Source organism: Pseudomonas sp. NPDC096917, from assembly GCF_044762555.1.
GTDB lineage: Bacteria > Pseudomonadota > Gammaproteobacteria > Pseudomonadales > Pseudomonadaceae > Aquipseudomonas.
In genome coordinates, this window is record NZ_JBIWEO010000003.1 from 214,462 (window position 1) to 234,921 (window position 20,460).

Here is a 20,460-nt window from a genome sequence, read left to right on the forward strand (position 1 = left end):
AAGAATCAAGCACATACGATGCCAAAATCAAGAGTTTCTAAAAAAGCGTGCCAATCTTCCGCCCCTCAAAAACTCACCTAATCTATTGTTTTCCATGAAAATAAACAAAAAAAGCAAAGCAATATTCTTAGGGTTTGTAGGGGGCTATGTAATGATCGCCAGCACAAAACAATACGATTACGTGTGGAGTAAGAATAAGCATGGACATTTTCCAGGCAATGCGGGTTTTCGTGCGCGTGGTCGAAACGGGCAGTTTTACCGCAGCAGCCCAGGCGCTGGGCTATTCCACCGCACAAACCTCGCGCTTACTGTCTGAACTGGAATCTTCACTGCAAGCGCGGCTCTTGCAACGCAGCACACGTCGTTTGGCTCTGACCGAAGTGGGCATGCGTTATCTGGAGCGTTGCCGCCTGATCCTGGGAGAAGTCGATGACGCGAATGCCGAAGCCGGTGGCGCACATCTGATTCCACGCGGTCATTTACGCGTGCAGTCCACCACCGGTATCGGTATCCAGTTGTTGGCTCCCCTGATAGCCAAGTACACGGACCTGTACCCTCAGGTCAACGTCGACTTGACCCTGTCTCAGCGCCAGCCCGACTTACTGGAAGAAGGTCATGATGTGGTGATTACCCTCTCAGCCCAACTCCCCGACTCTGATTTGGTCGGCCAGCAACTGGGCAGTATTTACAGTGTGATCAGTGCAGCCCCTTCGTACCTGCAAAAGCACGGCATACCGCAGACACCAGAAGAGCTAAGCGAGCACCGCTGCCTGCATCTGATTGATCCGTTATTCACGGACAGCTGGACATTTCGCAATGAACACAGCGAGCAATCGATTCGGCCGGGCGAGGTGTTTCGCGTCAATGTTGCCGAGGCCATGGCCAAAGCAGCAGAGTCCGGGCTTGGCGTGTGCCTGATGCCCGATTATGTGGCCATGGGGTCTTATCTGAGCGGCGCGCTTGTCCGTCTGTTGCCGCATCACCGCCTGCATGAGAAAAGTATCTATGCGCTCTACCCTTCGCGCCGCTTTCTGGATGCCAAGGTCAAAACCTGGGTCGAATTTTTAAAAATCGAAATCCCGCGAATGCTGGAAGAGCACCAGGCCATCGCAGATGACCCGGCGCATTGGGCTTAGTCAGGTTGAATGGCCAGCTGCAACTGCTCGCGCACGCTCAAGGCGGTGCGGTCGAACTCCAGGGGGGTCACTGAAATACCGCCTTGGGTGACCACTTGGGTTTCAGTGTCCAGGGCTTCAGGGTGGCCATGGCGAGTGATGCTGAGCCAATAGTAGTAGGCTTCGCGATAGTCCTCGCGCTCATGCACATTCACTCCATCCATGCGGCCAATACCCTGGCGGGTAATCTGCAACGGCCCGGCTTGGGCAGCCGGCACGTCTGGAAAATTGATGTTCAGGCATGCCGATTGCTCCCAGCCCTTGCCTAGCAACTGACGAATAACGCGCGGTGCCAGCGTACTCGCCGTGTCCCAGCGTACGGAGTCGCGGCGGGTAAAAAACTGGCTCAAGGCTATTGAAGGAACCCCCATTAACAAGCCGGTCATCGCGGCGCCCACAGTCCCGGAGAACAGTGTCTCAACCCCCAGATTGGCGCCTTTGTTGATGCCCGACAGCAATAACTGGGGTGGTGTATCCATCAGTTGGCGCAAGGCGACTGCGACACAGTCGGCAGGTGTCCCTGAGACTGAAAAGCGCCGCTCGCCGCGCGCCGTCACCCGCAGCGGGTGATGAATGCTGATGGCCGTGGAAATCCCGCTCTGGTCGTGATCGGGCGCAACCACCCAGACTTCGTCTGCCAGTTCGCGAGCCACTGCCTCAAGCGCTTCAAGGCCTGGCGCATCAATGCCATCATCATTGGTGATCAAAATACGTTCGAGTCGAGCGCCCTGCATACCTAATCTCCTTGTTTAGGGATGGCGCAGCGACTCACACCGCAGCGCCGTGGGTACTGCTAAACGGTTAGACGCGTGTTGCAGATGTCAAATCCCTTGCAGGGCAAGGTCCATCGCAAAGTACGTGAGAATCATGTCAGCGCCAGCGCGCTTGATCGATCCCAGGCTTTCACGCACAACACGGCCCTCGTCGATGGCACCGGCCAATGCGCCGAACTTGATCATCGCGTACTCACCGCTCACCTGATACGCCGCCAATGGCAAACGCGAGGCTTCGCGCACATCACGAATGATGTCCAGATACGCGCCAGCAGGCTTGACCATCAGCACGTCAGCGCCTTCCTGCTCGTCGAGCAACGATTCGCGGATGGCTTCGCGGCGATTCATCGGGTTCATCTGGTATGACTTGCGATCACCTTTGAGTGCACTGCCGCCCGCTTCGCGGAATGGGCCATAGAGCGCCGAAGCAAACTTGGTGGAGTACGCCATGATCGAGGTGTCAATAAACCCGGCTGCGTCCAGGGCGCTGCGGATCGCTTGCACCTGACCGTCCATGGCCGCCGATGGCGAAATAAAATCCGCGCCGGCTGCTGCTGCCGCCACTGCTTGCTTGCCCAGATTGATCAAAGTCGCGTCGTTGTCCACGCCGTGGTCGTGCAACACGCCGCAATGACCGTGAGAGGTGTACTCACAGAAACAGGTGTCGCTCATCACGATCATTTCCGGGGCGGTATCTTTGCAAATGCGCGCCATGCGCGACACCAGGCCGTCTTCACGCCATGAGTCGCTACCGGTCGCGTCCAAATGATGCGACACACCGAACGCCATGACCGACTTGATACCCGCGCGGGCATAACGCTCAATCTCGCCAGCCAGCTTGGACTCAGGAATACGCATCACGCCCGGCATGCTGGTAATCGGCACGAAGTCGTCGATTTCTTCTTCAACAAAAATCGGCAACACCAGGTCGTTCAGGCTGAATTCGGTTTCCTGGAACATGTCGCGCAAGGTTTGCGTACGGCGCAGACGGCGAGGACGAACGGAGGGGAACTGGTTAGGCATCATGGTTCCTGATGGGCAGGTTCATAAAACGAACGGCATAAGCAGACGAGCCTTGACCCAGGCTCAATGGCGCCACAAATACAGGATTGATCCTACAATTGCAAAACTTGCGGCCCACATGCGGCGGGTTGTCGCGGGCAAGAGTAGCCGCGACCGAAGGCTGTGCTGGGGTGCGCAAAGAAGATCCTTCGGCACGTCTCTCGGCGTGCGGGCGCGGCGCCAAAGAGCCTGGCAACATCGTCGGTTGATCATTTCGTAAAAAAGCGTAATATCCCACGATGATTCTCGAACAGCTCAAAGCACTGGGTAATGACACTCGCATGCAAATGATGGAGTGGCTCAAAGACCCCCTCAGTCATTTCCCCCCTCAGGATCACGGTGATCCGACCATTGGCGTGTGCGTGACCCATTTGCAGCACAAAGCCGGGCTATCCCCTTCTACCGCGTCGACACACCTGGCCATTTTGCAGCGCGCCGGCTTCGTGCTGACGACACGCATCGGCAAGTGGACTTACTACCGACGTAATGAACAGGCGATAGCTGATTTTGCCGCTAGGCTGAAAATCGAGTTGTAATTTTTAATCAATCATTTCGTTATTTCGCGCAATGTAAAAACATGAGGAAACCCCATGAACACTAAAACCATCTTCGTCCAACCTGGCGGCGGCTATGACAATGTCGTCATCGGCAACAGCGAAGTACGGACCCCGGCAGGTGACGAAATCACTGTGCGCCTGCACGCCAACTCGCTGAACTACCATGACTACGCGGTCGTAAGCGGCATGTGGGGCCCCACTGAGCAGCGCATTCCCATGGCTGACGGCGCCGGCGAAGTGATTGCGGTGGGCGCAGAAGTCAGCGAATTCAAGGTCGGTGATTCGGTGGTCAGCACCTTCTTCCCAGAGTGGATTGATGGCACACCGCTGGTGGAAGGTTTTGGCACCGTGCCGGGTGACGGCATTGACGGCTACGCCCGCGAACAAGTGACTGCCAAGGCCACGTCTTTCACCTTGTCGCCAACCGGTTACAGCCACGCCGAAGCCGCCACACTGACCACGGCCGGCCTGACCGCCTGGCGCGCACTGATGTCCGATGATTCGCTCAAGCCGGGAGACACCGTTCTGGTGCAGGGTACTGGCGGCGTTTCGATTTTCGCGTTGCAGTTCGCCAAAATGGCAGGCGCAACGGTAATCGCTACCTCCTCCAGCGACGAAAAACTCGAGCGTCTTAAAGCACTGGGGGCTGATCACGTCATCAACTACCGCAAAGACACGAACTGGGGTGAGACTGCCCGCGCATTGACGGGCGGCCGCGGCGTGGATCACGTGATTGAAGTCGGCGGCCCTTCAACGCTTGAGCAGTCGATGATTGCCGTGCGCGTAGCCGGGCATATCTCGATCATTGGCATTTTGAGCGGTGTGGCGGGCCAGATGAACTTTGTCCCCGCATTGATCAAGCAAGTACGTCTACAAGGTGTATTGGTCGGCAGCCGACGCCAGCAACAAGACATGGTGCGTGCTATCAATGCCACTGGCATGCGCCCGGTCATTGATCGTCACTTCCCGCTGAGCGACATTGTTGCGGCTTTCCAATACCAGGAAACCAACCAGCATTTCGGCAAGATTGTACTGGATATCTAAACCTGTCCCCACGCGATGGCGCATTGACAGTGCGCCATCCGCTTGACTAGATTCAAGCTTTTGCCAAGCGAGCGGAGCTTCATGAGCCTTGAATCGGTACGCGCGTTCTTCAGCGCCAACGCCCCTGATTTGCACATCATCGAATTGACTACCAGCACGGCGACTGTTGCCTTGGCGGCTGAAGCGCATGGGGTTGAGCCCGGCCAGATTGCCAAGACCCTGGCTTTTCGTGTCGGTGAACGCAATGTGCTGCTGGTGGCACGCGGAGATGCGCGCATTGATAACAAGAAGATCAAACACGCGCTAGGCAGCAAAGCCAAGATGCTCGATGCCGACACCGTCGTCGCACTGACCAGCCACCCAGTGGGGGGTGTCTGCCCATTTGGTTTGGCCACCGACCTGCCGGTGTATTGCGATATCTCTCTGCAAGCCTTTACACAAGTGATGCCTGCAGCCGGCGACACTCACACGGCTGTGCGGATTAGTCCGACGCGCATGGCGGAGTTGGTTAATGCACAGTGGGTGGATGTCTGTCAGGAAATCGAAGCGCCGTGCGCGGTATAGCGCGAGCCTGAACGGGATAAAGCAGGACTGACCCGATCGCGGGCCAGTCCTTTAAGGGGCTGCCTTAGCTGATGGCTTTATCGACCAACACTTGGGCTTCTTCAACCAGGCGGCCGAGGTGCTCGTCGCCAATAAAGCTCTCGGCGTAGATTTTGTAAATGTCTTCGGTGCCCGAAGGACGAGCAGCAAACCAACCGTTTTCAGTCATGACCTTAAGCCCGCCAATCGGCTGATTATTGCCCGGCGCATGGCTGAGGATCTGAGTAATCGCTTCCCCCGCCAGCGTCGTCGACTTGACTTGCTCTGGCGACAACTTGCCGAGCAAGGCTTTCTGCTGCGCTGTGGCCTTGGCATCAACGCGGGTCGAGAACGGCAAGCCCAGCTCTTCGGTCATTTTTTGATACAGCTGCGAAGGATCGCGGCCGGTGCGTGCAGTCATTTCTGCGGCCAACAGCGACGGGATCAAACCATCTTTATCGGTCGACCAGACACTGCCGTCCAGGCGCAGGAACGAGGCCCCGGCGCTTTCTTCGCCACCAAAACCCAGCGAACCGTCGAACAGGCCATCGGCAAACCATTTGAAACCCACCGGCACTTCATACAAGCGGCGCCCCAAACGCGCAGCGACGCGGTCAATCAACCCACTGCTGACCACGGTTTTGCCCACGGCCGCATCAGCGCGCCAATGTGCTCGGTTTTGGAACAGGTAGTCAATCGACACAGCCAGGTAGTTGTTGGGCGCCAACAGGCCACCCGACGGGGTCACGATGCCATGGCGATCGTGATCGGGGTCGCAGGCAAAAGCCACGTCGAAACGATCCTTGAGACCAATAAGGCCTTGCATCGCATAGCTGGAGGACGGGTCCATGCGGATGCGTCCATCCCAATCCATGCACATGAACCGGAACGTCGGATCAACCGAGGTGTTCACCACTTCCAGGTTCAGGCCGTATTGCTCGCCAATGGCAGACCAGTAACGCACACCGGCACCGCCCAGCGGGTCAACACCCAGGCGCAAGTTGGCACCGCGCAGGGTGTCCATGTCGATCACGTTCTTCAGGTCCGCGACATAGGTGTTCAGGTAGTCGTGGCGATGGGTGGTGCTGGCTTTCAAAGCCTGCTCATAGCTGATGCGTTTAACCCCGGCGAGTTTGGCCGCCAGCAGTTCGTTGGCCTTGGCTTCGATCCATTTGGTGACATCGGTATCCGCCGGGCCACCATTGGGCGGGTTGTATTTGAAGCCACCGCTTTCCGGCGGGTTGTGCGACGGGGTAATGACCACGCCATCGGCCAGCCCTGACGTGCGGCCACGGTTGTAGCAGATGATCGCGTGAGAAACAGCAGGAGTCGGGGTGTATTCGTCGTTTGCGGCAATCATGGTTTCGACGCCATTACCGGCAAACACTTCCAGCGCGCTCGCGGCTGCCGGTGTCGACAATGCATGGGTGTCGATGCCGACAAACAGCGGTCCATTGATCCCCTTGGACTGACGGTACAGGCAAATGGCCTGACTAATGGCCAGCACATGCCACTCATTGAAACTCAGCTCAAACGAAGTGCCACGATGACCGGAGGTACCAAAGGCAACACGTTGAGTGGTGATCGCTGCATCGGGTTGACCGGTGTAATAAGCGGTCACCAGTCGCGGAATGTCTACCAGCAGTTGGGCTGGAGCCGGTTTGCCCGCAAGAGGACTGAGTGTCATGCAAAACCTCGGGAAAAAAATGATTCGGAGGAAAAACGCAGTTTACTGGCACTTCGAGATTGGCGCGAAGCAATTGTCCTGACACTGCGTATTAATTGATTCTTGTCAGACTCTTCTAATGGTTCTGACGGCGGAATTTGCATCCTGTTCCCGCTCATGGCAAAAATGCGTCAATTTAGTGCGTCTGCAATGATTCACAGGATGCGTATTTTTAAGCTCTGGAAAAAGGAAGCAGCATGAAACCACTCGTTATCAGCGCGGCCCTGACACTCTCGTTGAGTACGCTTTGCAGCGTGGCCAACGCCGCCAAACTGGAAGATGTGGCGCCCTACCCTAAAGCCGAGGCGGGCTTCAGCCGCCAGGTGATTCACCTGCCTTCACAAAAGAATGAAGACGACTACAAGGTTCAGATCATCGCAGGCAAAACACTCCAGGTGGACTGCAATCAGCAGCGCCTAAGCGGCAAGCTGGAAGAAAAAACCCTCAAAGGCTGGGGCTACCCGATGTACCGCCTGAATAAGGTTAGCGGGCCTTTGAGCACCCTGATGGCGTGCCCGGATGGCAAGCCACACCCGGATTTTGTACCGGTGGTCGGTGATGGATTTATGCTGCGTTACAACAGCAAGTTACCGATTGTGCTCTATGTTCCCAAGGACATTGAAGTGCGCTACAGGATCTGGTCGGCTTCCAAGCAGGTCAAACAGGCTGCACGCGAGTAACCGGTGTAAATCCACGGCGGCCAGACAGCAGTCTGGCCGCTTCAAGCACCGGCTATTGCAAGCCAATACGATACAGCGCGCCATTGTCCTCGTCGGTCAACACATACAAATATCCGTCCGGACCTTGGCGAACATCGCGAATACGCGCGTTCAAGCCGCCCAGCAAGCGCTCTTCATGCACCACCTTGTCAGCGTCCAGTTGAAGCCGAATAAGATCCTTGTCAGCCAAGGCCCCGATAAACAGGTTGTGCTGCCAGGGTTTGAAACGCTCTGCATCGTAGAAAGTCATCCCGCTGATGCCGGGCGATTTCTCCCAGACATGATGGGGGCCGAGGGTGCCTTCAACCACTTTGCCTTTGACTTCCGGGATAGGCGCAGAGGAATAATCAATGCCATGGGTAGCAAGCGGCCAGCCGTAGTTTTTGCCGCGCTCGATCAGGTTGATTTCATCGCCGCCCTTGGGGCCATGCTCATGCGTCCAGAGCGTGCCGGTCCAGGGATTCAGGGCCGCCCCTTGCTGATTGCGATGACCATACGACCAAATCTCAGGCCTCACATTCGCCTGACCGACGAAAGGGTTGTCATCCGGAATACGCCCGTCCGGGTAAATCCGCACCACTTTGCCTTGCAGCTTGTCGAGATCTTGGGCTGTCGGTCGCTGGTTATTTTCCCCCAGAACGATAAACAGGTAACCCTGGCGATCAAATACCAAACGGGAACCGAAATGGTTGCCGGTCGAGAGTTTGGGTTCCTGACGGAAGATCACTTCAAAGTCGCTCAGTTTGCTCAAGTCAGCAGACAAACGCCCTCGGCCAACGGCCGTGGCGGCCTTACCCTCTTTATCGCCTTCGGCGTACGACAAATACACCATCCGGTCTTGAGCAAAGTCCGGGGACAAGACCACATCCAGCAAACCGCCCTGACCTTTTGCCCAGACCTGAGGAACCCCGGACAAGGGCGCCGACACTTTGCCTTGCGGGCTTACCCAACGCAGGTTACCAGGGCGTTCAGTGACCAATATGCCCTGGCTGCCGGGCAAAAAAGCCAACGACCAAGGATGATCAAGCCCTTGAGCCACCGTGGTGGCGGTAACGGTTCCGAGGTCCGATTCGAATGACTGCTCAGCCCCTGTTTGGGCGTGAGCCGTGAGCGTCAAGAATGAACAAGCCAATAACGTAGCCAGAACGGTCTTTTTCAACATTCGATTGTCCTTTTTCGATTAACGCTGATCTCTGGGCTGGAGCGAGGGCGCAGTAGGCTGAAGAGTTTTGGGTACAGGAGGATTTCGCGGATAACCATTGCCGATTTGCCCATTTTCGATAGAAGGCCTGGCCGCACGTGGCACGGTAGGCAGCCCCGGCACAGTGGCTGGATCGGGGCCCGTACCCTGACGACTGTTGGGATTTATGCGCCGAACTGCAGTGTCGTTTGGGATCACACTGGGCGTTAGCGAGTTCTGCGCGAGCAATACTGTGGCTGGCAAACGGTCATGCGCACCTGCTAAAGCATCGGATTGCGCTTGAGCCGCGGCGTGAACGGCCAAGCCTGACAGCATTAATAGCCCTAAAACACTGAATCGCGAGCGGGTCATAACGTGCTCCATTTCCGGAAAACCTGTAAGGCTCGGCATCTACTGGGCAATCATTAGCCCACAATTGGCATACGTTCAACGACCATCAAGCGTCGGTTTCAGGCCCGATGACGATCACGGTGGACTGCCTGGCCTCTTCCAGCAAGGCCTGGCGGCATACCTGATAACAGTCCTCGATATGCCCGTTGCCGACCATTCTCATCACCCCAAAGCTGATGGTCGCGGCCACGGCCTGCCCCACAAACGGGACGAATCGGACCACCGATTTGGTCGCCACCCTGGTGCCCATTTTTTTCACCAAGGACATGACGAGGGTACGGCTGATGAACTTGCCGATCACTTCACTGCCAATGCTGCTGACCGCCACCACAATCAAGCGCTTTGAACGCGAGTCCATCTGCTCGATTTGGTGCGGGGTCAGACCGAACTTGCTGTTAATCGCAGGCAGCATCTCCACCAACAGCGCCACGTCGGTGCCCAGGTCAAGGCCCGGCAACGGGATCGCCGCAGCCCCAGCCGAGACGGCTGAACGTTTGGTAACCATGGACTTACATTCGTCACGAATGCGATCAAGCTCGGCTAATGACCTGATTAACATAAGATTCCCCGAAAAAAGAGAGATAAAACGAAGGCAGTCTACTACGCCATCCAGCCGCACAATGCGGACAGGTTTTTATGTAGAGGGCGAGCAGCGCAGGAAATTCAAGAAAGGTGCCGATGTTTTTGTTCGCACCAGCGCTCGGGCCAGCGGAGGGAGGAGCCTGTACTCGGGGAAAGTACAGGCTGAGAGGGTGTCAGACGTCTTTTTTGACCTTGCTCCACTCTTCTTTAAGCTTTTGTACGAAGCCAGTGCTCTTATCTTTTTCGCAAGCAGTGACCACTATAGGGGTGATTTTTGCAACGCCATCAACGTCCAGCACGGCATCTTCTACCTTGCCGCTTTTGTTGACAGCTTCACCCAGACCGACAGCGGTAGGTCGAAAGCTTTCATCGACAGCAAGGAAATCTGCGCAAGTCCATTGCGAAACGGGTTGCTTGGTGTCGGCCTGAGCCAGCGTCGACATGGCCACCAAACCTACTGCGCCAATCATCAGAATGTGCTTTTTCATATGAACATTTCCCTATTTTCAAAGATCAAACTTACGTGTGTTCTGCTGCCGAAAACCATAGATTCCGATACGGGTTCTGTCAAACCGAAGGTCATCAACACCACTTGAAACTCAACTAAAAATAAACACTGGAATGTCGATACTCCAATCCACTTAATAGTTGCCATGCACCGTTAAACCGGCAACTGATTCATTACCCGCTTAAATAAGTAAACGGCCTATCAATCCAGGCCAAATCACACCTTCAATATAAAAACCAAACACTATTGAAGGTGTGAACCTGAAGGCTTATTGAGTCAGAATCACCTTCATCGCTTTTTCCTTGGCCGCATTACCAAACACGTCGTATGCCTTAAGAATGTCGTTCAGCTTAAAGCGATGCGTGATGAGCTGCGCCGCATCAATCTTGCCCGACTGCAATGTTTTCAACAGCATGGGCGTGGTGTTGGTATTGACCAGGCCAGTCGAGATATTGACGTTCTGGATCCACAGCTTTTCCAGGTGCAGTTCAACGCTTTTGCCATGCACGCCGACGTTGGCAATATTGCCACCCGGAGCAATCACCGACTGGCACGTGTCAAAGGAAGCGGGAATGCCTACCGCCTCAATAGCCACATCGACACCCACCCCGTCAGTCAACTCGAAAATCCGCTCAACGGCATTCTCTGTATTGATGTCGATGACATGCGTGGCCCCAAACCGCTTGGCAACTTCAAGCCGGTTGGCGTCTGCGTCCACCACGATCAAGATCGCAGGCGAGTAAAACTGTGCCGTCAGCAAAGCCGCCATGCCGACCGGCCCAGCCCCCACAATCACCACACTGTCGCCCGGCTTGACCTTGCCAGCGAGAACGCCAATTTCAAACCCGGTTGGCAAAATATCGCTCAACATGACTAGCGCTTCTTCATCGGCCCCCGCAGGCACCGGATACAGGCTGTTATCCGCGTGGGGAATACGCACGTATTGGGCTTGGGTGCCGTCGATCAAATGCCCCAAGATCCAGCCACCGTCGGCGCAGTGCGAGTACATTTGGCGACGACAATTGGCACAACTGCCGCACGAGGTGATGCAAGAAATCAGCACATGGTCGCCCGGTTTAAAGTTGCGAACCGCAGAGCCCACTTCCTCTATGACCCCTACCCCTTCATGCCCTAAAACCCTGCCCGCCGTGACCTCAGGCACATCGCCCTTGAGAATATGCAAATCAGTGCCGCAGATCGTGGTGTGCAGAATGCGGATAATGGCGTCAGTGGGTTTATCGATGACAGGTTGAGGGATCTCGGCCCAGTCTTTTTTGCCGGGGCCCTGATAGGTGAGCGCTTTCATGACAGCCTTCCTTTAGCAGTTCAAGAATCAGCAGCGGCTGCCAATCAGTACTCCGTGACCAGCAGCCCATAAATTACTTGAAGCAGTTAAGCAGCCTTTTACTGAAGCGTGCTTGTTACAGATCAAAAAACACCCTGTAACCGACAGGCAACAGGGTGTTGTTGAGCCAAGGAAGGCTGAGGCATTTAGCTTTGTGGCGAAACAGAGAAATCGGTCTCTCCCTGGGCATCGGCCTTCATCACCACCTTGTAAGCCTGGGTGGTCCCGCAACCGGAGACCTGCCACATCTCAACGGCTTGCTGTACCGCGCTGGCGGGTGATTGATCAATGTTTGCAATACTGGCGTTTACCTTACTGATTGAATGGCATTGAGTCATGGTCGAAAACAGCTGCTCTACCGTGGCGTAAACATCCTTGCGCAGCAAGGGATCCGTCACTGACTGGCCACTGAATTGCGGATTGTGCGCGCAGCCTGCTAAAACAGCAGCGGCTATAACCAGACTAAACAGCCCAACGTGTTGCGTTGCCTTGAACAGCATATTCACTCCTTGAAACGGCGGTAAGCCGGGGTGTTACCGATAAATGCCTATGCTTCGAATCAGAACGATGACTGAGCCGATGCCCTGCTGCACAGCAACGCTGCCATTTCTCTCGCGCCCGACAGCGATTCTGGCGAGATACCACTCACTTGGGTCGCAACAATCAGACCCTCGCCAATGATAAAGAGTTGCAAGGCAACCTGAGACAAGTGATTTAAACCCGCTTGCGAACACATACCCTGCAAATAAGCCTGCACGTCTTTTTTGTACTCACTGGCCAACCGGTGAGGGGCTGCGGCATGCGCACTGGCCGTAGGTATGGCTTTGGTTGCCATGCAGCAAACATGCACGGTGCATGCACCGGCTGGCGCCAACCCATGAATCGTTATCACTGCCGGTGCGCCGTGGAGCTTTTTGATCACACCGGTATTGGCAGGGTCAATCGTGATAGTTGCCATCGAGCTGTGCCTGAACAACGCACGCAGCAAAGGCAGCTATCCCAACTATTGGCTTTAAGAGCAACACCGTTTAACGATGGGGATGAACCGTCAGGGCGACGAGCCTGACGACAATCGGGCGCACCACCAGGATGCACAGGAAGGCGACCGGCATGCCCAGTCGATAGGCATGCAACGTATTACTTAGGTAATCGGCATCAATCCCGGTGTTTGCGGCAGTAATGACCAGCGACATCAAAAAGGCCATGATGGCGGACATGTAAAACGCAAAGACATACGCAGATGTGCGAGCCGAAAGCCGTGGTCGCCCAGATAACAGGGTGTTTGAAGTATTTTTAGAGTCCATTTGAAGCCCTTCCAGGTCTTTGTTTTTCGTAGATGGCTCACGATAACAAGTTCAAAAACACTGAACTAGACGGCCGTTTCTAGTTTGTTTATAAAGCAGATCTTACGAATACATACCTTTCGGGATCAACCTATGGATCTGTTCGCGGCAATAACCAGCTTTATCAAAGTGGTTGAAGCGGGTTCTATCGCAGGCGCAGCGAAAAACCTGGGCATCAGTCCCGCCGCCGTCAGCCAGACCCTCAATCGCCTGGAAGCGCACTTGGGAACGCGTTTGCTCCAACGTACCACCCGTAGCATGGCGCTCACCGAAAACGGTGCGGTGTATTACGCAAAAGTGCTGCACATCACGTCGGACCTGGAGTCTGCACACAGGGCCATCAGCCCCACTGATGCCGAGTTTCAAGGGCGACTTTGCATCGCATCGACCTGCGCGTTTGGGCGGCACGTACTGGCGCCTCTGATTGCAGGCTTCGCGACACGCTACCCGCGCCTGACACTCGAACTCAGCACTACCGACAATAAGATCAACCACATCCAGGACGGCATAGACCTGAGCCTGCGCATCAAGCCACAACTGGAAGACGGAATCATTGCGCGCAAAATCGCATCAGTCCCGTTCATTGTCTGCGCCTCTCCCGCCTACCTCGAACGCGCCGGCTGGCCCAACGCCCCCGAAGACCTGCAACAACATGCCTGCCTTGGGTTCCGCTATCCGCTGGACGGGCGATTTCTGCGCTGGGGGTTTATCAACAATGGGCAACACTATTATGCGGCAGTCAACATAACGGCTATCAGCGACGATATTGATGCCCTCGCGCAGATGGCCGTACACGGGGCGGGCATTGCGCGGGTGGCTGAATACATTGCAGCGCCCTACATTGAGTCGGGCCAGCTGATTCCTCTGCTGCACAGCCATGCGCCCACAGAATCCGGGGTTGAGCCGCTCGACATCTATCTCTGCGTGCAAGACCGCGCCGCCATGACCCCAAAAGTGAACGCTTTCATCAACTATCTGACCGAACACCTGAAAATGCGCTGGCCTGGTTAAACGATTTTGACGGCATCTACACACTCAGGTGACTCACGCCTAACCCGCTGAGATCTCATCTATTGGCTGCCACTCATGGCATTCAAGACGACAGCAACATATTTCAGGTCGAAACAATCCTGTTTTTGCCCAAATTTTTAGCCTTGTAGAGAGCAAGATCGGCCCGCTTGAGTGCGTCCTTATATGATCGGTCTTGCGCCATCATCGTTGTAACACCCATGCTCGCGGTGACGACTGTCGTGTCCAGTGAAAACCGGCATAGCTCTTGATTGAAGCGATCATGCATGCGCCTGGCGAACTGCAGAGCCTGATCTTGCCCTGTGTTGGGCAGCGCAACCACAAATTCATCCCCCCCAAAGCGGCATGCCGTATCACTTTTGCGCAGCGTCGAACGACAAATATTGGCGACCGCCTGAATCATCTCATCCCCGACGTGATGCCCCTTTGTGTCGTTGATGAGCTTGAGGTTATCCAGATCAAACATGCAGATAGAAGTCGGTATGCTAAACCGCGCAAACGATTCGTAGTGAAGCGCCAGGTCATGCTCGAGTTTTCTTCGGTTATAAAGGCCGGTTAGCTGATCGGTATCACTTAGCTCCCTCAGCCTGACTTCCAGGTTGTGTCGGGCTGAAATATTACTCGCAACCCAGAGCACCACCTCTTCTTCGTTCACCCGAAAACTCAAGGCCTGAATGCGCCCTTCAAACCAGATCGGCTCCTTGGGACCTTCATCTGGCAGGCCTTTTACGTCCAGATTACTCAGCTCGTACTCCTCCACCAGTAACTCTTTCGAACCCAGCGCCTTAGCGATCTGTTCAAGAAACCAGTTAGCCTTCTCAGGCTTGATCAGGTCTGAAATATATAAGCCGACCAGGCCGGTACCCTCGTGGTAATAGCGCGCATCACGCCCCCCCAGCACCGCAACGTATCTTCCGCTGCGGGACAGAATAAATGCTGGATCAGGCAAAGCCTCAAGGATTAAAGCCATTTGCTCAAAGCTGATCATTAAGCTCATCGTCTGAACCGTTGAATGAGGGGGGGAGAAACGCCGACGATACCATTTAGCCATCACCCATAAAATAAATACCTTCATTGCAATGATTGCCGATCCCCCCCTTAATCGCGGCCTGTAATCAAGCAGTGTCAAGACGGGGACATAGAACTTGCCACATCTATCGTGGGCCAGTCGTCGAAGACTCATGCCAGGGTCAGAGCCGCTGGCTATTTGTTCGATAGGTGAGCATCGCAGACGCTTGAATGTGCATAAATGCATGCAGAGCGTCGGAAAAATGGCACAGGAAAGAAACCGCACAGTCTCCCCGTTTTCCACCCGGCAAAGAGCGCAGAGTCCTTAAGCTAGATGCCCGACCTTGCCAAACAGGGGGTGAGCGATCCTTTAGCGGCTGAATATCCAGCATCGACCGCCATACAACTGTCGTCACACCTATGCGACAATGCGCACCATGTCTGGCATGAACCCCGCATTTATTTCTCAGCAGCTTGGCCACAGCGTCCAAATGTTGCTGTCGACGTATGCGCGATGGATCAACTCAAGCTCAGATTGGAGCGAGCTTGAAAAGCTCCAAATGGGTATCAAAATGGTCCCAGCCCAAATACGCGCTTTCTAAGCTATTGATAGGTAAAGTAATTGATCTCTACAGCTAACATCACGATGCAGTTCGGCGCAAAGCCGCTATTCGAGAACGTTTCAGTAAAATTTGGCGCAGGTAACCGTTATGGTTTGATCGGTGCCAACGGCTGCGGCAAGTCTACTTTCATGAAAATCCTCGGCAGCGACCTTGAACCGTCCGGCGGTCAGGTCATGCTGGAGCCGAACGTGCGTCTGGGTAAGTTGCGCCAGGATCAGTTCGCTTACGAAGAATTCACCGTGATCGATACCGTGATCATGGGCCACGAAGAGTTGTGGAAGGTCAAAGCTGAGCGCGATCGCATCTATTCGCTGCCAGAAATGACCGAAGAAGACGGCATGGCCGTTGCCGAACTCGAAACCGAGTTCGCTGAAATGGACGGTTACACCGCTGAATCCCGTGCAGGCGAGCTGCTTCTGGGGCTGGGTATCGGCATTGAACAACACAACGGCCCGATGAGCGAAGTATCGCCCGGCTGGAAATTGCGTGTTCTGCTGGCTCAAGCTTTGTTTTCCGATCCTGAAGTGCTGTTGCTCGACGAACCGACCAACCACTTGGATATCAACACTATCCGCTGGCTGGAAAACGTTCTGACTCAGCGCAACAGCCTGATGATCATCATCTCTCACGATAGACACTTCCTGAACAGCGTCTGCACACACATGGCCGACCTTGACTACGGCGAACTGCGCCTGTTCCCGGGTAACTATGACGAGTACATGACCGTCGCGACCCAATCACGCGAACAACTGCTGTCAGAAAACGCCAAGAAGAAAGCCCAGATCAACGAACTGCAAGCGTTCGTCAGCCGCTTCTCGGCCAACGCCTCGAAATCCAAGCAGGCCAGTTCCCGCGCCAAGGCGATCGACAAGATCACGCTGGCCGAGGTCAAACCTTCGAGCCGTGTCAGCCCGTTCATCCGTTTCGAACAAACGAAAAAGCTGCACCGCCAGGCCGTCATTGTTGAACACATGGCTAAAGGCTTTGATGGCAAGACGCTGTTTAAAGACTTCAGCTTTACCATCGAAGCCGGTGAGCGCGTTGCGATCATTGGTCCGAACGGTATCGGCAAAACCACCCTGCTGCGCACCATGGTCAATGAACTGACACCGGATGCCGGCACCATCAAGTGGACCGAGTCTGCTGAGCTGGGTTATTACGCTCAGGATCACGCCCATGACTTTGAAGATGACATGACCCTGTTTGACTGGATGGGGCAATGGACTCAAGGCGAGCAAATGATTCGCGGCACCTTGGGCCGCATGCTGTTCTCGAACGACGAGATCCTCAAGTCGGTCAAAGTGATTTCCGGTGGTGAGCAAGGCCGCATGCTGTTCGGCAAGCTGATCCTGCAAAAGCCAAACGTGCTGATCATGGACGAACCGACCAACCACTTGGACATGGAGTCCATCGAAGCGCTGAACCTGGCGCTCGAGAACTACCCCGGTACCCTGGTCTTCGTCAGCCATGACCGCGAGTTCGTATCGTCGCTGGCCACTCGTATTATCGAGTTGAGCCCAAGCGGTGTAATCGACTTTAGCGGCACTTACGACGACTACCTGCGCAGCCAAGGCGTGGTGTTCTGATTTCAGACCCTGCGCATCGCTAAGTAAGTCGTCTTAACCACAAACCCCGTCCAGCTCGCAAAGCTGTTGACGGGGTTTGTTGTTTTTGCCGTGCCAAGAATACCGTTAGCCTGCTTTCTTTTATCCTTGACCCGCGCCATCATGCAGGGCATCGACCTCCAGCCGGAACCGCTGCTCATGCCTGCGCAACACCCTCCTGACGAGCGCTCTGTCTCGGTCACCCTGCAAATTCTGTCGATCGTGTTTTATACCTTTATTGCGTTTATCTGCATTGGTTTGCCTATCGCGGTTTTGCCCGGCTATGTCCATGACCAACTGGGCTTCAGCGCTGTCGTTGCGGGGCTGACGATCGCTTCGCAATACCTCGCCACCCTGCTCAGCCGCCCTTCTGCCGGACGCATCGTCGATAAGCACGGCACCAAGCCTGCCGTGGTGTATGGCTTGATCGGGATAGCCATCAGCGGCGCGCTCACGTCACTGGCCGTCATGCTGCAAAGCGCGCCGTTATTGAGCCTGGGGATTTTGATCATCGGGCGCATTTTTCTGGGGATTGCCCAAGGGCTGATCGGGGTCGGTACGATCAGTTGGGGGATCGCGCAAGTCGGCTCACATCATACGGCCCGCGCCATTGGTTGGAACGGTATCGCCTCTTATGGCGCCATCGCCATTGGCGCTCCCCTGGGTGTTCTGATGATCAACACACTGGGGTTTATCAGCCTGGGTTATGCGCTATTGGTGCTGGCAGGGCTTGCGCTGCTAATCATCCGCAAAAAAGCATCTATTGCGGTTATCACTGGCGTTCGCCTGTCTTTTTGGTCAGTGTTCGGTCTTATCGCGCCCTACGGCATCAGCCTGACGCTAGCCTCCATTGGCTATGGCACCCTGACCACCTTTATCACGTTGTTCTACATTGACCGCGGATGGACGGGCGCTGCCTATTGCCTGTCCGTGTTTGGCGTCTGCTTTATTCTTGCCCGCCTGGTATTCACCAACAGCATTAACCGTTTGGGCGGCTACAGCGTGGCCATGATGTGCATGGCCATGGAAACCGTTGGCCTGACACTGCTGTGGCTTGCGCCCTCAACAGCCTATGCCTTGATAGGCGCAGGGCTGACCGGATTTGGCCTGTCGCTGGTGTATCCGGCACTGGGCGTGGAAGCAGTCAAGCAGGTGCCAACATCCAGCCGGGGCGCCGGATTGAGTGCTTATGCGGTGTTTTTCGATCTGGCGCTGGCCATCGCGGGCCCCATCATGGGCGCCATCGCCTTGAACCTGGGTTACCCCTGGATATTTTTCAGCGCCGCACTGCTCTGCGTAGTGGGCTTGCTGCTGACGCTCGGGTTGTCGCGGCGACACTGCGAATAGATTACTGATTGACCGTGCGCAGCCCTGTGTGCGGATTGCCTTCCAGTGCCTTGCTGAAAAAACGCCCCGCTTCGTAAATCAGATCACGGTGAATATCTTCACGATCAACCCCTTGCGCATCGGTGCACAGTCCGGGCATGGCTGCCAACTGTGAATCAGTGCAGGGCGCCATAAATACAAAATGCCCGGCGCCGGGAATCATAGTGAACTCAGGGGCGACGGGTAATTTGCGCGCCAGGGCTTCGGCATTTTTATCCGGGAACACGGTTTTATCCCCGTCACCGCTATACAGCAGCACCGGCACCTGCACGTCCGTCAAGGTCTGGCGCCCAAACATCAGGCTCAGCGGCGCCATAAGCAGCAACGCCCGTACGCGCGGATCAGCAGCCGGCAGCAAGTCATCACGGTCTGCGATCAGCTCCCCTTGAGTCGTACACGCATCGCGGTCATCCGGGCGCTCCTGGCAGTAACGCCGCAGACGGTCCAGATCGGGCTCTGCCCCCGCCAAAATCAGCGCAGTTTCGCCCCCTGCCGAATAGCCGATCACACCGACCTGCTCGGCATTCACGTAAGGTGACAAGGTGTTTTCGCCAAGGACTGCACTAATGGCCGCCGAAATTTGCATAGGTCGGCCATACAGGTTACTCAACGTCCCGGAACGACTGTGATCTTTGAAGTTATCGCCGGGGTGCAGTACCGCCACCACGACAAATCCTTTGCGAGCCAGCTCAATAATCAGATCGTGCAACGCCAGTGGCGTGCCGACGTTGCCATGGGACAGCACCAACATCGGGTAATGACCTATGGCGATTTTTGCGTCTTCAGTCGCATCAATGTCATAAATGCCAATCTTGCTGCTCGCGTCATCATCCGTCGAAGGATAGAAGGCAATGGCGTGCATTGGCTGCCCATCCACCGGGTCGAGAAAACTCAGGCGATGAAAGCCCACACTCCACTGATTGAGAGGTTCGGCCTGCACCAATACAGGGCAACTGGCCATTAGTAGAAACACAACAGCGCACAAACGCATCATGGCGGCTTACCTTTAATAGCGCGCAGCTTGCAGCAGGCAATGACAGAAGGTCGGTCCGCAACCTCCCCTGCATAACCCAAGCCAGCGCCTTTAAGGCCAGATGCAAAAAACTCCGTACTCTGGCCAATTTCGCTGTCCAGAATACAGAGTTTAGAGGGTGTAGCGTGCGTGAAGGCTTACGCGGCGCTGAACAGATCCTGTTTAATCTGTTGATGCGCATCGCTCAGGGCTTTGCTGCGAACTTCTTCGCCATAGCCCAGACCTTCAGCACGAACGAACTCGATGTCCGTGATACCCAAGAAACCCAGCAGCAGTTTCAAGTAATCTTCGTGTGCTACGCCGCTCGCTTGGCCAGCATGCATCCCACCCGAAGTCGATACCACTACGACTTTCTTATTACCGCACAGCCCGACAGGGCCGGTTTCGGTGTAGCGAAAGGTCTGACCGGCGACTGCAATACGGTCGATCCAGGCTTTCAACTGTGTAGGAATAGTGAAGTTGTACATCGGCGCTGCGATCACGACTGCATCCGCAGCCAAGAACTGCGCCAAGGTGTCAGCACTCAACTGCGCTTCCAGTTCTTGCGCCGCATCACGCAGTTCAGCCGGTGTACCAGCGGCTACCAGGGTGGCCGCCGAGAAGTGCGCAATGCCTTCGCTGGCCAGGTCTCGATAGCTCACTTCAACATTCGGCTCAGCCGCTTGCCAGGCCTTAACCACTTCACGGCTCAACTGACGCGAAGCCGAGTTGTCGCCCAAGATGCTCGAATCGATATGCAAGAGTTTCATGCTGATCTCCAAGTGAAGACC

At 55.4% G+C, this 20,460-nt stretch carries 22 protein-coding genes and 1 pseudogene; 9 read left to right on the forward strand and 14 right to left on the reverse strand.

Going from position 1 to position 20,460, the window contains the following annotated elements:
• Positions 1-200: 200 nt before the first annotated feature.
• Entirely contained in the window at positions 201-1,136 is a 936-nt protein-coding gene (locus ACIQYF_RS05145; protein WP_402857544.1) for a LysR family transcriptional regulator, read from the forward strand.
• Here the strand turns inward: ACIQYF_RS05145 and surE are convergent.
• Together surE and hemB are read right to left on the reverse strand one after the other, a co-directional pair.
• A complete protein-coding gene (surE, locus tag ACIQYF_RS05150) occupies positions 1,133-1,909 on the reverse strand; it encodes a 5'/3'-nucleotidase SurE (protein ID WP_402857547.1) in 777 nt (258 codons plus the stop codon). The genes ACIQYF_RS05145 and surE overlap by 4 nt on opposite strands.
• 87 nt (positions 1,910-1,996) lie before the next feature.
• Positions 1,997-2,971, reverse strand: a complete 975-nt coding sequence (gene hemB, locus ACIQYF_RS05155; RefSeq protein WP_402857550.1) for a porphobilinogen synthase — start codon at positions 2,969-2,971, stop codon at positions 1,997-1,999.
• Positions 2,972-3,249: 278 nt separating this feature from the next.
• On the opposite strand from hemB, the gene ACIQYF_RS05160 reads away from it, so the two are divergent.
• From ACIQYF_RS05160 to ACIQYF_RS05170, 3 genes are all read left to right on the forward strand, one after another.
• Positions 3,250-3,546, forward strand: a complete 297-nt coding sequence (locus ACIQYF_RS05160; protein WP_402857553.1) for an ArsR/SmtB family transcription factor — start codon at positions 3,250-3,252, stop codon at positions 3,544-3,546.
• A gap of 54 nt (positions 3,547-3,600) precedes the next feature.
• Positions 3,601-4,611, forward strand: a complete 1,011-nt coding sequence (locus ACIQYF_RS05165; protein ID WP_402857556.1) for an NAD(P)-dependent alcohol dehydrogenase — start codon at positions 3,601-3,603, stop codon at positions 4,609-4,611.
• Positions 4,612-4,692: 81 nt separating this feature from the next.
• The gene (locus ACIQYF_RS05170) at positions 4,693-5,175 is read left to right on the forward strand and encodes a YbaK/EbsC family protein (RefSeq protein ID WP_402857559.1); all 483 of its coding nucleotides are present in this window, start codon (positions 4,693-4,695) and stop codon (positions 5,173-5,175) included.
• 64 nt (positions 5,176-5,239) lie between these two features.
• On the opposite strand, the gene pgm is transcribed toward ACIQYF_RS05170, so the two are convergent.
• Positions 5,240-6,880, reverse strand: coding sequence for a phosphoglucomutase (alpha-D-glucose-1,6-bisphosphate-dependent) (gene pgm, locus ACIQYF_RS05175; RefSeq protein ID WP_402857562.1), 1,641 nt, complete (start codon positions 6,878-6,880; stop codon positions 5,240-5,242).
• Between the two features lie 236 nt (positions 6,881-7,116).
• On the opposite strand from pgm, the gene eco reads away from it, so the two are divergent.
• Positions 7,117-7,599: a serine protease inhibitor ecotin gene (gene eco, locus ACIQYF_RS05180; protein WP_402857565.1), complete on the forward strand. Its 483-nt coding sequence runs from the start codon at positions 7,117-7,119 to the stop codon at positions 7,597-7,599.
• Between the two features lie 52 nt (positions 7,600-7,651).
• On the opposite strand, the gene ACIQYF_RS05185 is transcribed toward eco, so the two are convergent.
• The 7 genes from ACIQYF_RS05185 to ACIQYF_RS05215 all read right to left on the reverse strand — a co-directional run bounded on the left by ACIQYF_RS05185 (position 7,652) and on the right by ACIQYF_RS05215 (position 12,968).
• On the reverse strand, positions 7,652-8,800 hold the full coding sequence (locus ACIQYF_RS05185) for a PQQ-dependent sugar dehydrogenase (protein WP_402857568.1): 1,149 nt from the start codon (positions 8,798-8,800) through the stop codon (positions 7,652-7,654).
• Between the two features lie 475 nt (positions 8,801-9,275).
• The gene (locus ACIQYF_RS05190; protein WP_402857571.1) at positions 9,276-9,734 is read right to left on the reverse strand and encodes a hypothetical protein; all 459 of its coding nucleotides are present in this window, start codon (positions 9,732-9,734) and stop codon (positions 9,276-9,278) included.
• Positions 9,735-9,984: 250 nt separating this feature from the next.
• Positions 9,985-10,299: an acid-activated periplasmic chaperone HdeA gene (gene hdeA / locus ACIQYF_RS05195; protein WP_402857574.1), complete on the reverse strand. Its 315-nt coding sequence runs from the start codon at positions 10,297-10,299 to the stop codon at positions 9,985-9,987.
• 288 nt (positions 10,300-10,587) lie between these two features.
• Positions 10,588-11,625, reverse strand: coding sequence for a zinc-dependent alcohol dehydrogenase family protein (locus ACIQYF_RS05200; RefSeq protein WP_402857577.1), 1,038 nt, complete (start codon positions 11,623-11,625; stop codon positions 10,588-10,590).
• Between the two features lie 185 nt (positions 11,626-11,810).
• Positions 11,811-12,164, reverse strand: coding sequence for a hypothetical protein (locus tag ACIQYF_RS05205; RefSeq protein ID WP_402857580.1), 354 nt, complete (start codon positions 12,162-12,164; stop codon positions 11,811-11,813).
• Between the two features lie 59 nt (positions 12,165-12,223).
• On the reverse strand, positions 12,224-12,622 hold the full coding sequence (locus ACIQYF_RS05210; RefSeq protein ID WP_402857583.1) for a hypothetical protein: 399 nt from the start codon (positions 12,620-12,622) through the stop codon (positions 12,224-12,226).
• Between the two features lie 70 nt (positions 12,623-12,692).
• A complete protein-coding gene (locus ACIQYF_RS05215; RefSeq protein ID WP_402857586.1) occupies positions 12,693-12,968 on the reverse strand; it encodes a DUF2798 domain-containing protein in 276 nt (91 codons plus the stop codon).
• Positions 12,969-13,100: 132 nt separating this feature from the next.
• On the opposite strand from ACIQYF_RS05215, the gene ACIQYF_RS05220 reads away from it, so the two are divergent.
• Positions 13,101-14,018 (forward strand): LysR family transcriptional regulator, encoded by a 918-nt coding sequence (locus tag ACIQYF_RS05220; RefSeq protein ID WP_402857589.1) that lies wholly within the window; start codon positions 13,101-13,103, stop codon positions 14,016-14,018.
• Between the two features lie 103 nt (positions 14,019-14,121).
• On the opposite strand, the gene ACIQYF_RS05225 is transcribed toward ACIQYF_RS05220, so the two are convergent.
• Positions 14,122-15,111 carry a GGDEF domain-containing protein gene (locus tag ACIQYF_RS05225; protein ID WP_402857592.1) on the reverse strand — a complete coding sequence of 330 codons (990 nt, stop codon included), beginning with the start codon at positions 15,109-15,111 and terminating at the stop codon, positions 14,122-14,124.
• Between the two features lie 310 nt (positions 15,112-15,421).
• On the opposite strand from ACIQYF_RS05225, the pseudogene ACIQYF_RS05230 reads away from it, so the two are divergent.
• Positions 15,422-15,646, forward strand: a pseudogene (locus ACIQYF_RS05230) (site-specific integrase); the annotation flags it as partial.
• A 20-nt stretch (positions 15,647-15,666) separates the two neighbouring features.
• A complete protein-coding gene (locus ACIQYF_RS05235; protein ID WP_402857595.1) occupies positions 15,667-17,253 on the forward strand; it encodes an ABC-F family ATPase in 1,587 nt (528 codons plus the stop codon).
• A gap of 2 nt (positions 17,254-17,255) precedes the next feature.
• On the opposite strand, the gene ACIQYF_RS05240 is transcribed toward ACIQYF_RS05235, so the two are convergent.
• A complete protein-coding gene (locus tag ACIQYF_RS05240) occupies positions 17,256-17,432 on the reverse strand; it encodes a hypothetical protein (RefSeq protein WP_402857598.1) in 177 nt (58 codons plus the stop codon).
• On the opposite strand from ACIQYF_RS05240, the gene ACIQYF_RS05245 reads away from it, so the two are divergent.
• Entirely contained in the window at positions 17,431-18,618 is a 1,188-nt protein-coding gene (locus ACIQYF_RS05245) for an MFS transporter (protein WP_402857601.1), read from the forward strand. The genes ACIQYF_RS05240 and ACIQYF_RS05245 overlap by 2 nt on opposite strands.
• A 1-nt stretch (position 18,619) precedes the next feature.
• On the opposite strand, the gene ACIQYF_RS05250 is transcribed toward ACIQYF_RS05245, so the two are convergent.
• Together ACIQYF_RS05250 and ACIQYF_RS05255 are read right to left on the reverse strand one after the other, a co-directional pair.
• Positions 18,620-19,651 carry an alpha/beta hydrolase family protein gene (locus ACIQYF_RS05250; RefSeq protein ID WP_402857604.1) on the reverse strand — a complete coding sequence of 344 codons (1,032 nt, stop codon included), beginning with the start codon at positions 19,649-19,651 and terminating at the stop codon, positions 18,620-18,622.
• Positions 19,652-19,827: 176 nt separating this feature from the next.
• Positions 19,828-20,439, reverse strand: coding sequence for an FMN-dependent NADH-azoreductase (locus ACIQYF_RS05255; RefSeq protein WP_402857607.1), 612 nt, complete (start codon positions 20,437-20,439; stop codon positions 19,828-19,830).
• Positions 20,440-20,460 lie beyond the last annotated feature (21 nt).

What these genes read in the sequence shown, in the direction of transcription:
- ACIQYF_RS05220 (WP_402857589.1), top strand. Translation starts at nt 13,101, where the DNA reads ATGGATCTGTTCGCGGCAATAACCAGCTTTATCAAAGTGGTTGAAGCG.
- ACIQYF_RS05255 (WP_402857607.1), bottom strand. Translation starts at nt 20,439, where the DNA reads ATGAAACTCTTGCATATCGATTCGAGCATCTTGGGCGACAACTCGGCT.
- ACIQYF_RS05145 (WP_402857544.1), top strand. Translation starts at nt 201, where the DNA reads ATGGACATTTTCCAGGCAATGCGGGTTTTCGTGCGCGTGGTCGAAACG.
- ACIQYF_RS05240 (WP_402857598.1), bottom strand. Translation starts at nt 17,432, where the DNA reads ATGAGCAGCGGTTCCGGCTGGAGGTCGATGCCCTGCATGATGGCGCGG.
- ACIQYF_RS05190 (WP_402857571.1), bottom strand. Translation starts at nt 9,734, where the DNA reads ATGGTTACCAAACGTTCAGCCGTCTCGGCTGGGGCTGCGGCGATCCCG.
- ACIQYF_RS05185 (WP_402857568.1), bottom strand. Translation starts at nt 8,800, where the DNA reads ATGTTGAAAAAGACCGTTCTGGCTACGTTATTGGCTTGTTCATTCTTG.
- ACIQYF_RS05170 (WP_402857559.1), top strand. Translation starts at nt 4,693, where the DNA reads ATGAGCCTTGAATCGGTACGCGCGTTCTTCAGCGCCAACGCCCCTGAT.
- ACIQYF_RS05225 (WP_402857592.1), bottom strand. Translation starts at nt 15,111, where the DNA reads ATGAAGGTATTTATTTTATGGGTGATGGCTAAATGGTATCGTCGGCGT.
- ACIQYF_RS05200 (WP_402857577.1), bottom strand. Translation starts at nt 11,625, where the DNA reads ATGAAAGCGCTCACCTATCAGGGCCCCGGCAAAAAAGACTGGGCCGAG.
- ACIQYF_RS05205 (WP_402857580.1), bottom strand. Translation starts at nt 12,164, where the DNA reads ATGCTGTTCAAGGCAACGCAACACGTTGGGCTGTTTAGTCTGGTTATA.
- pgm (WP_402857562.1), bottom strand. Translation starts at nt 6,880, where the DNA reads ATGACACTCAGTCCTCTTGCGGGCAAACCGGCTCCAGCCCAACTGCTG.
- surE (WP_402857547.1), bottom strand. Translation starts at nt 1,909, where the DNA reads ATGCAGGGCGCTCGACTCGAACGTATTTTGATCACCAATGATGATGGC.
- hdeA (WP_402857574.1), bottom strand. Translation starts at nt 10,299, where the DNA reads ATGAAAAAGCACATTCTGATGATTGGCGCAGTAGGTTTGGTGGCCATG.
- ACIQYF_RS05245 (WP_402857601.1), top strand. Translation starts at nt 17,431, where the DNA reads ATGCCTGCGCAACACCCTCCTGACGAGCGCTCTGTCTCGGTCACCCTG.
- ACIQYF_RS05210 (WP_402857583.1), bottom strand. Translation starts at nt 12,622, where the DNA reads ATGGCAACTATCACGATTGACCCTGCCAATACCGGTGTGATCAAAAAG.
- ACIQYF_RS05165 (WP_402857556.1), top strand. Translation starts at nt 3,601, where the DNA reads ATGAACACTAAAACCATCTTCGTCCAACCTGGCGGCGGCTATGACAAT.
- ACIQYF_RS05160 (WP_402857553.1), top strand. Translation starts at nt 3,250, where the DNA reads ATGATTCTCGAACAGCTCAAAGCACTGGGTAATGACACTCGCATGCAA.
- ACIQYF_RS05250 (WP_402857604.1), bottom strand. Translation starts at nt 19,651, where the DNA reads ATGATGCGTTTGTGCGCTGTTGTGTTTCTACTAATGGCCAGTTGCCCT.
- ACIQYF_RS05215 (WP_402857586.1), bottom strand. Translation starts at nt 12,968, where the DNA reads ATGGACTCTAAAAATACTTCAAACACCCTGTTATCTGGGCGACCACGG.
- eco (WP_402857565.1), top strand. Translation starts at nt 7,117, where the DNA reads ATGAAACCACTCGTTATCAGCGCGGCCCTGACACTCTCGTTGAGTACG.
- hemB (WP_402857550.1), bottom strand. Translation starts at nt 2,971, where the DNA reads ATGCCTAACCAGTTCCCCTCCGTTCGTCCTCGCCGTCTGCGCCGTACG.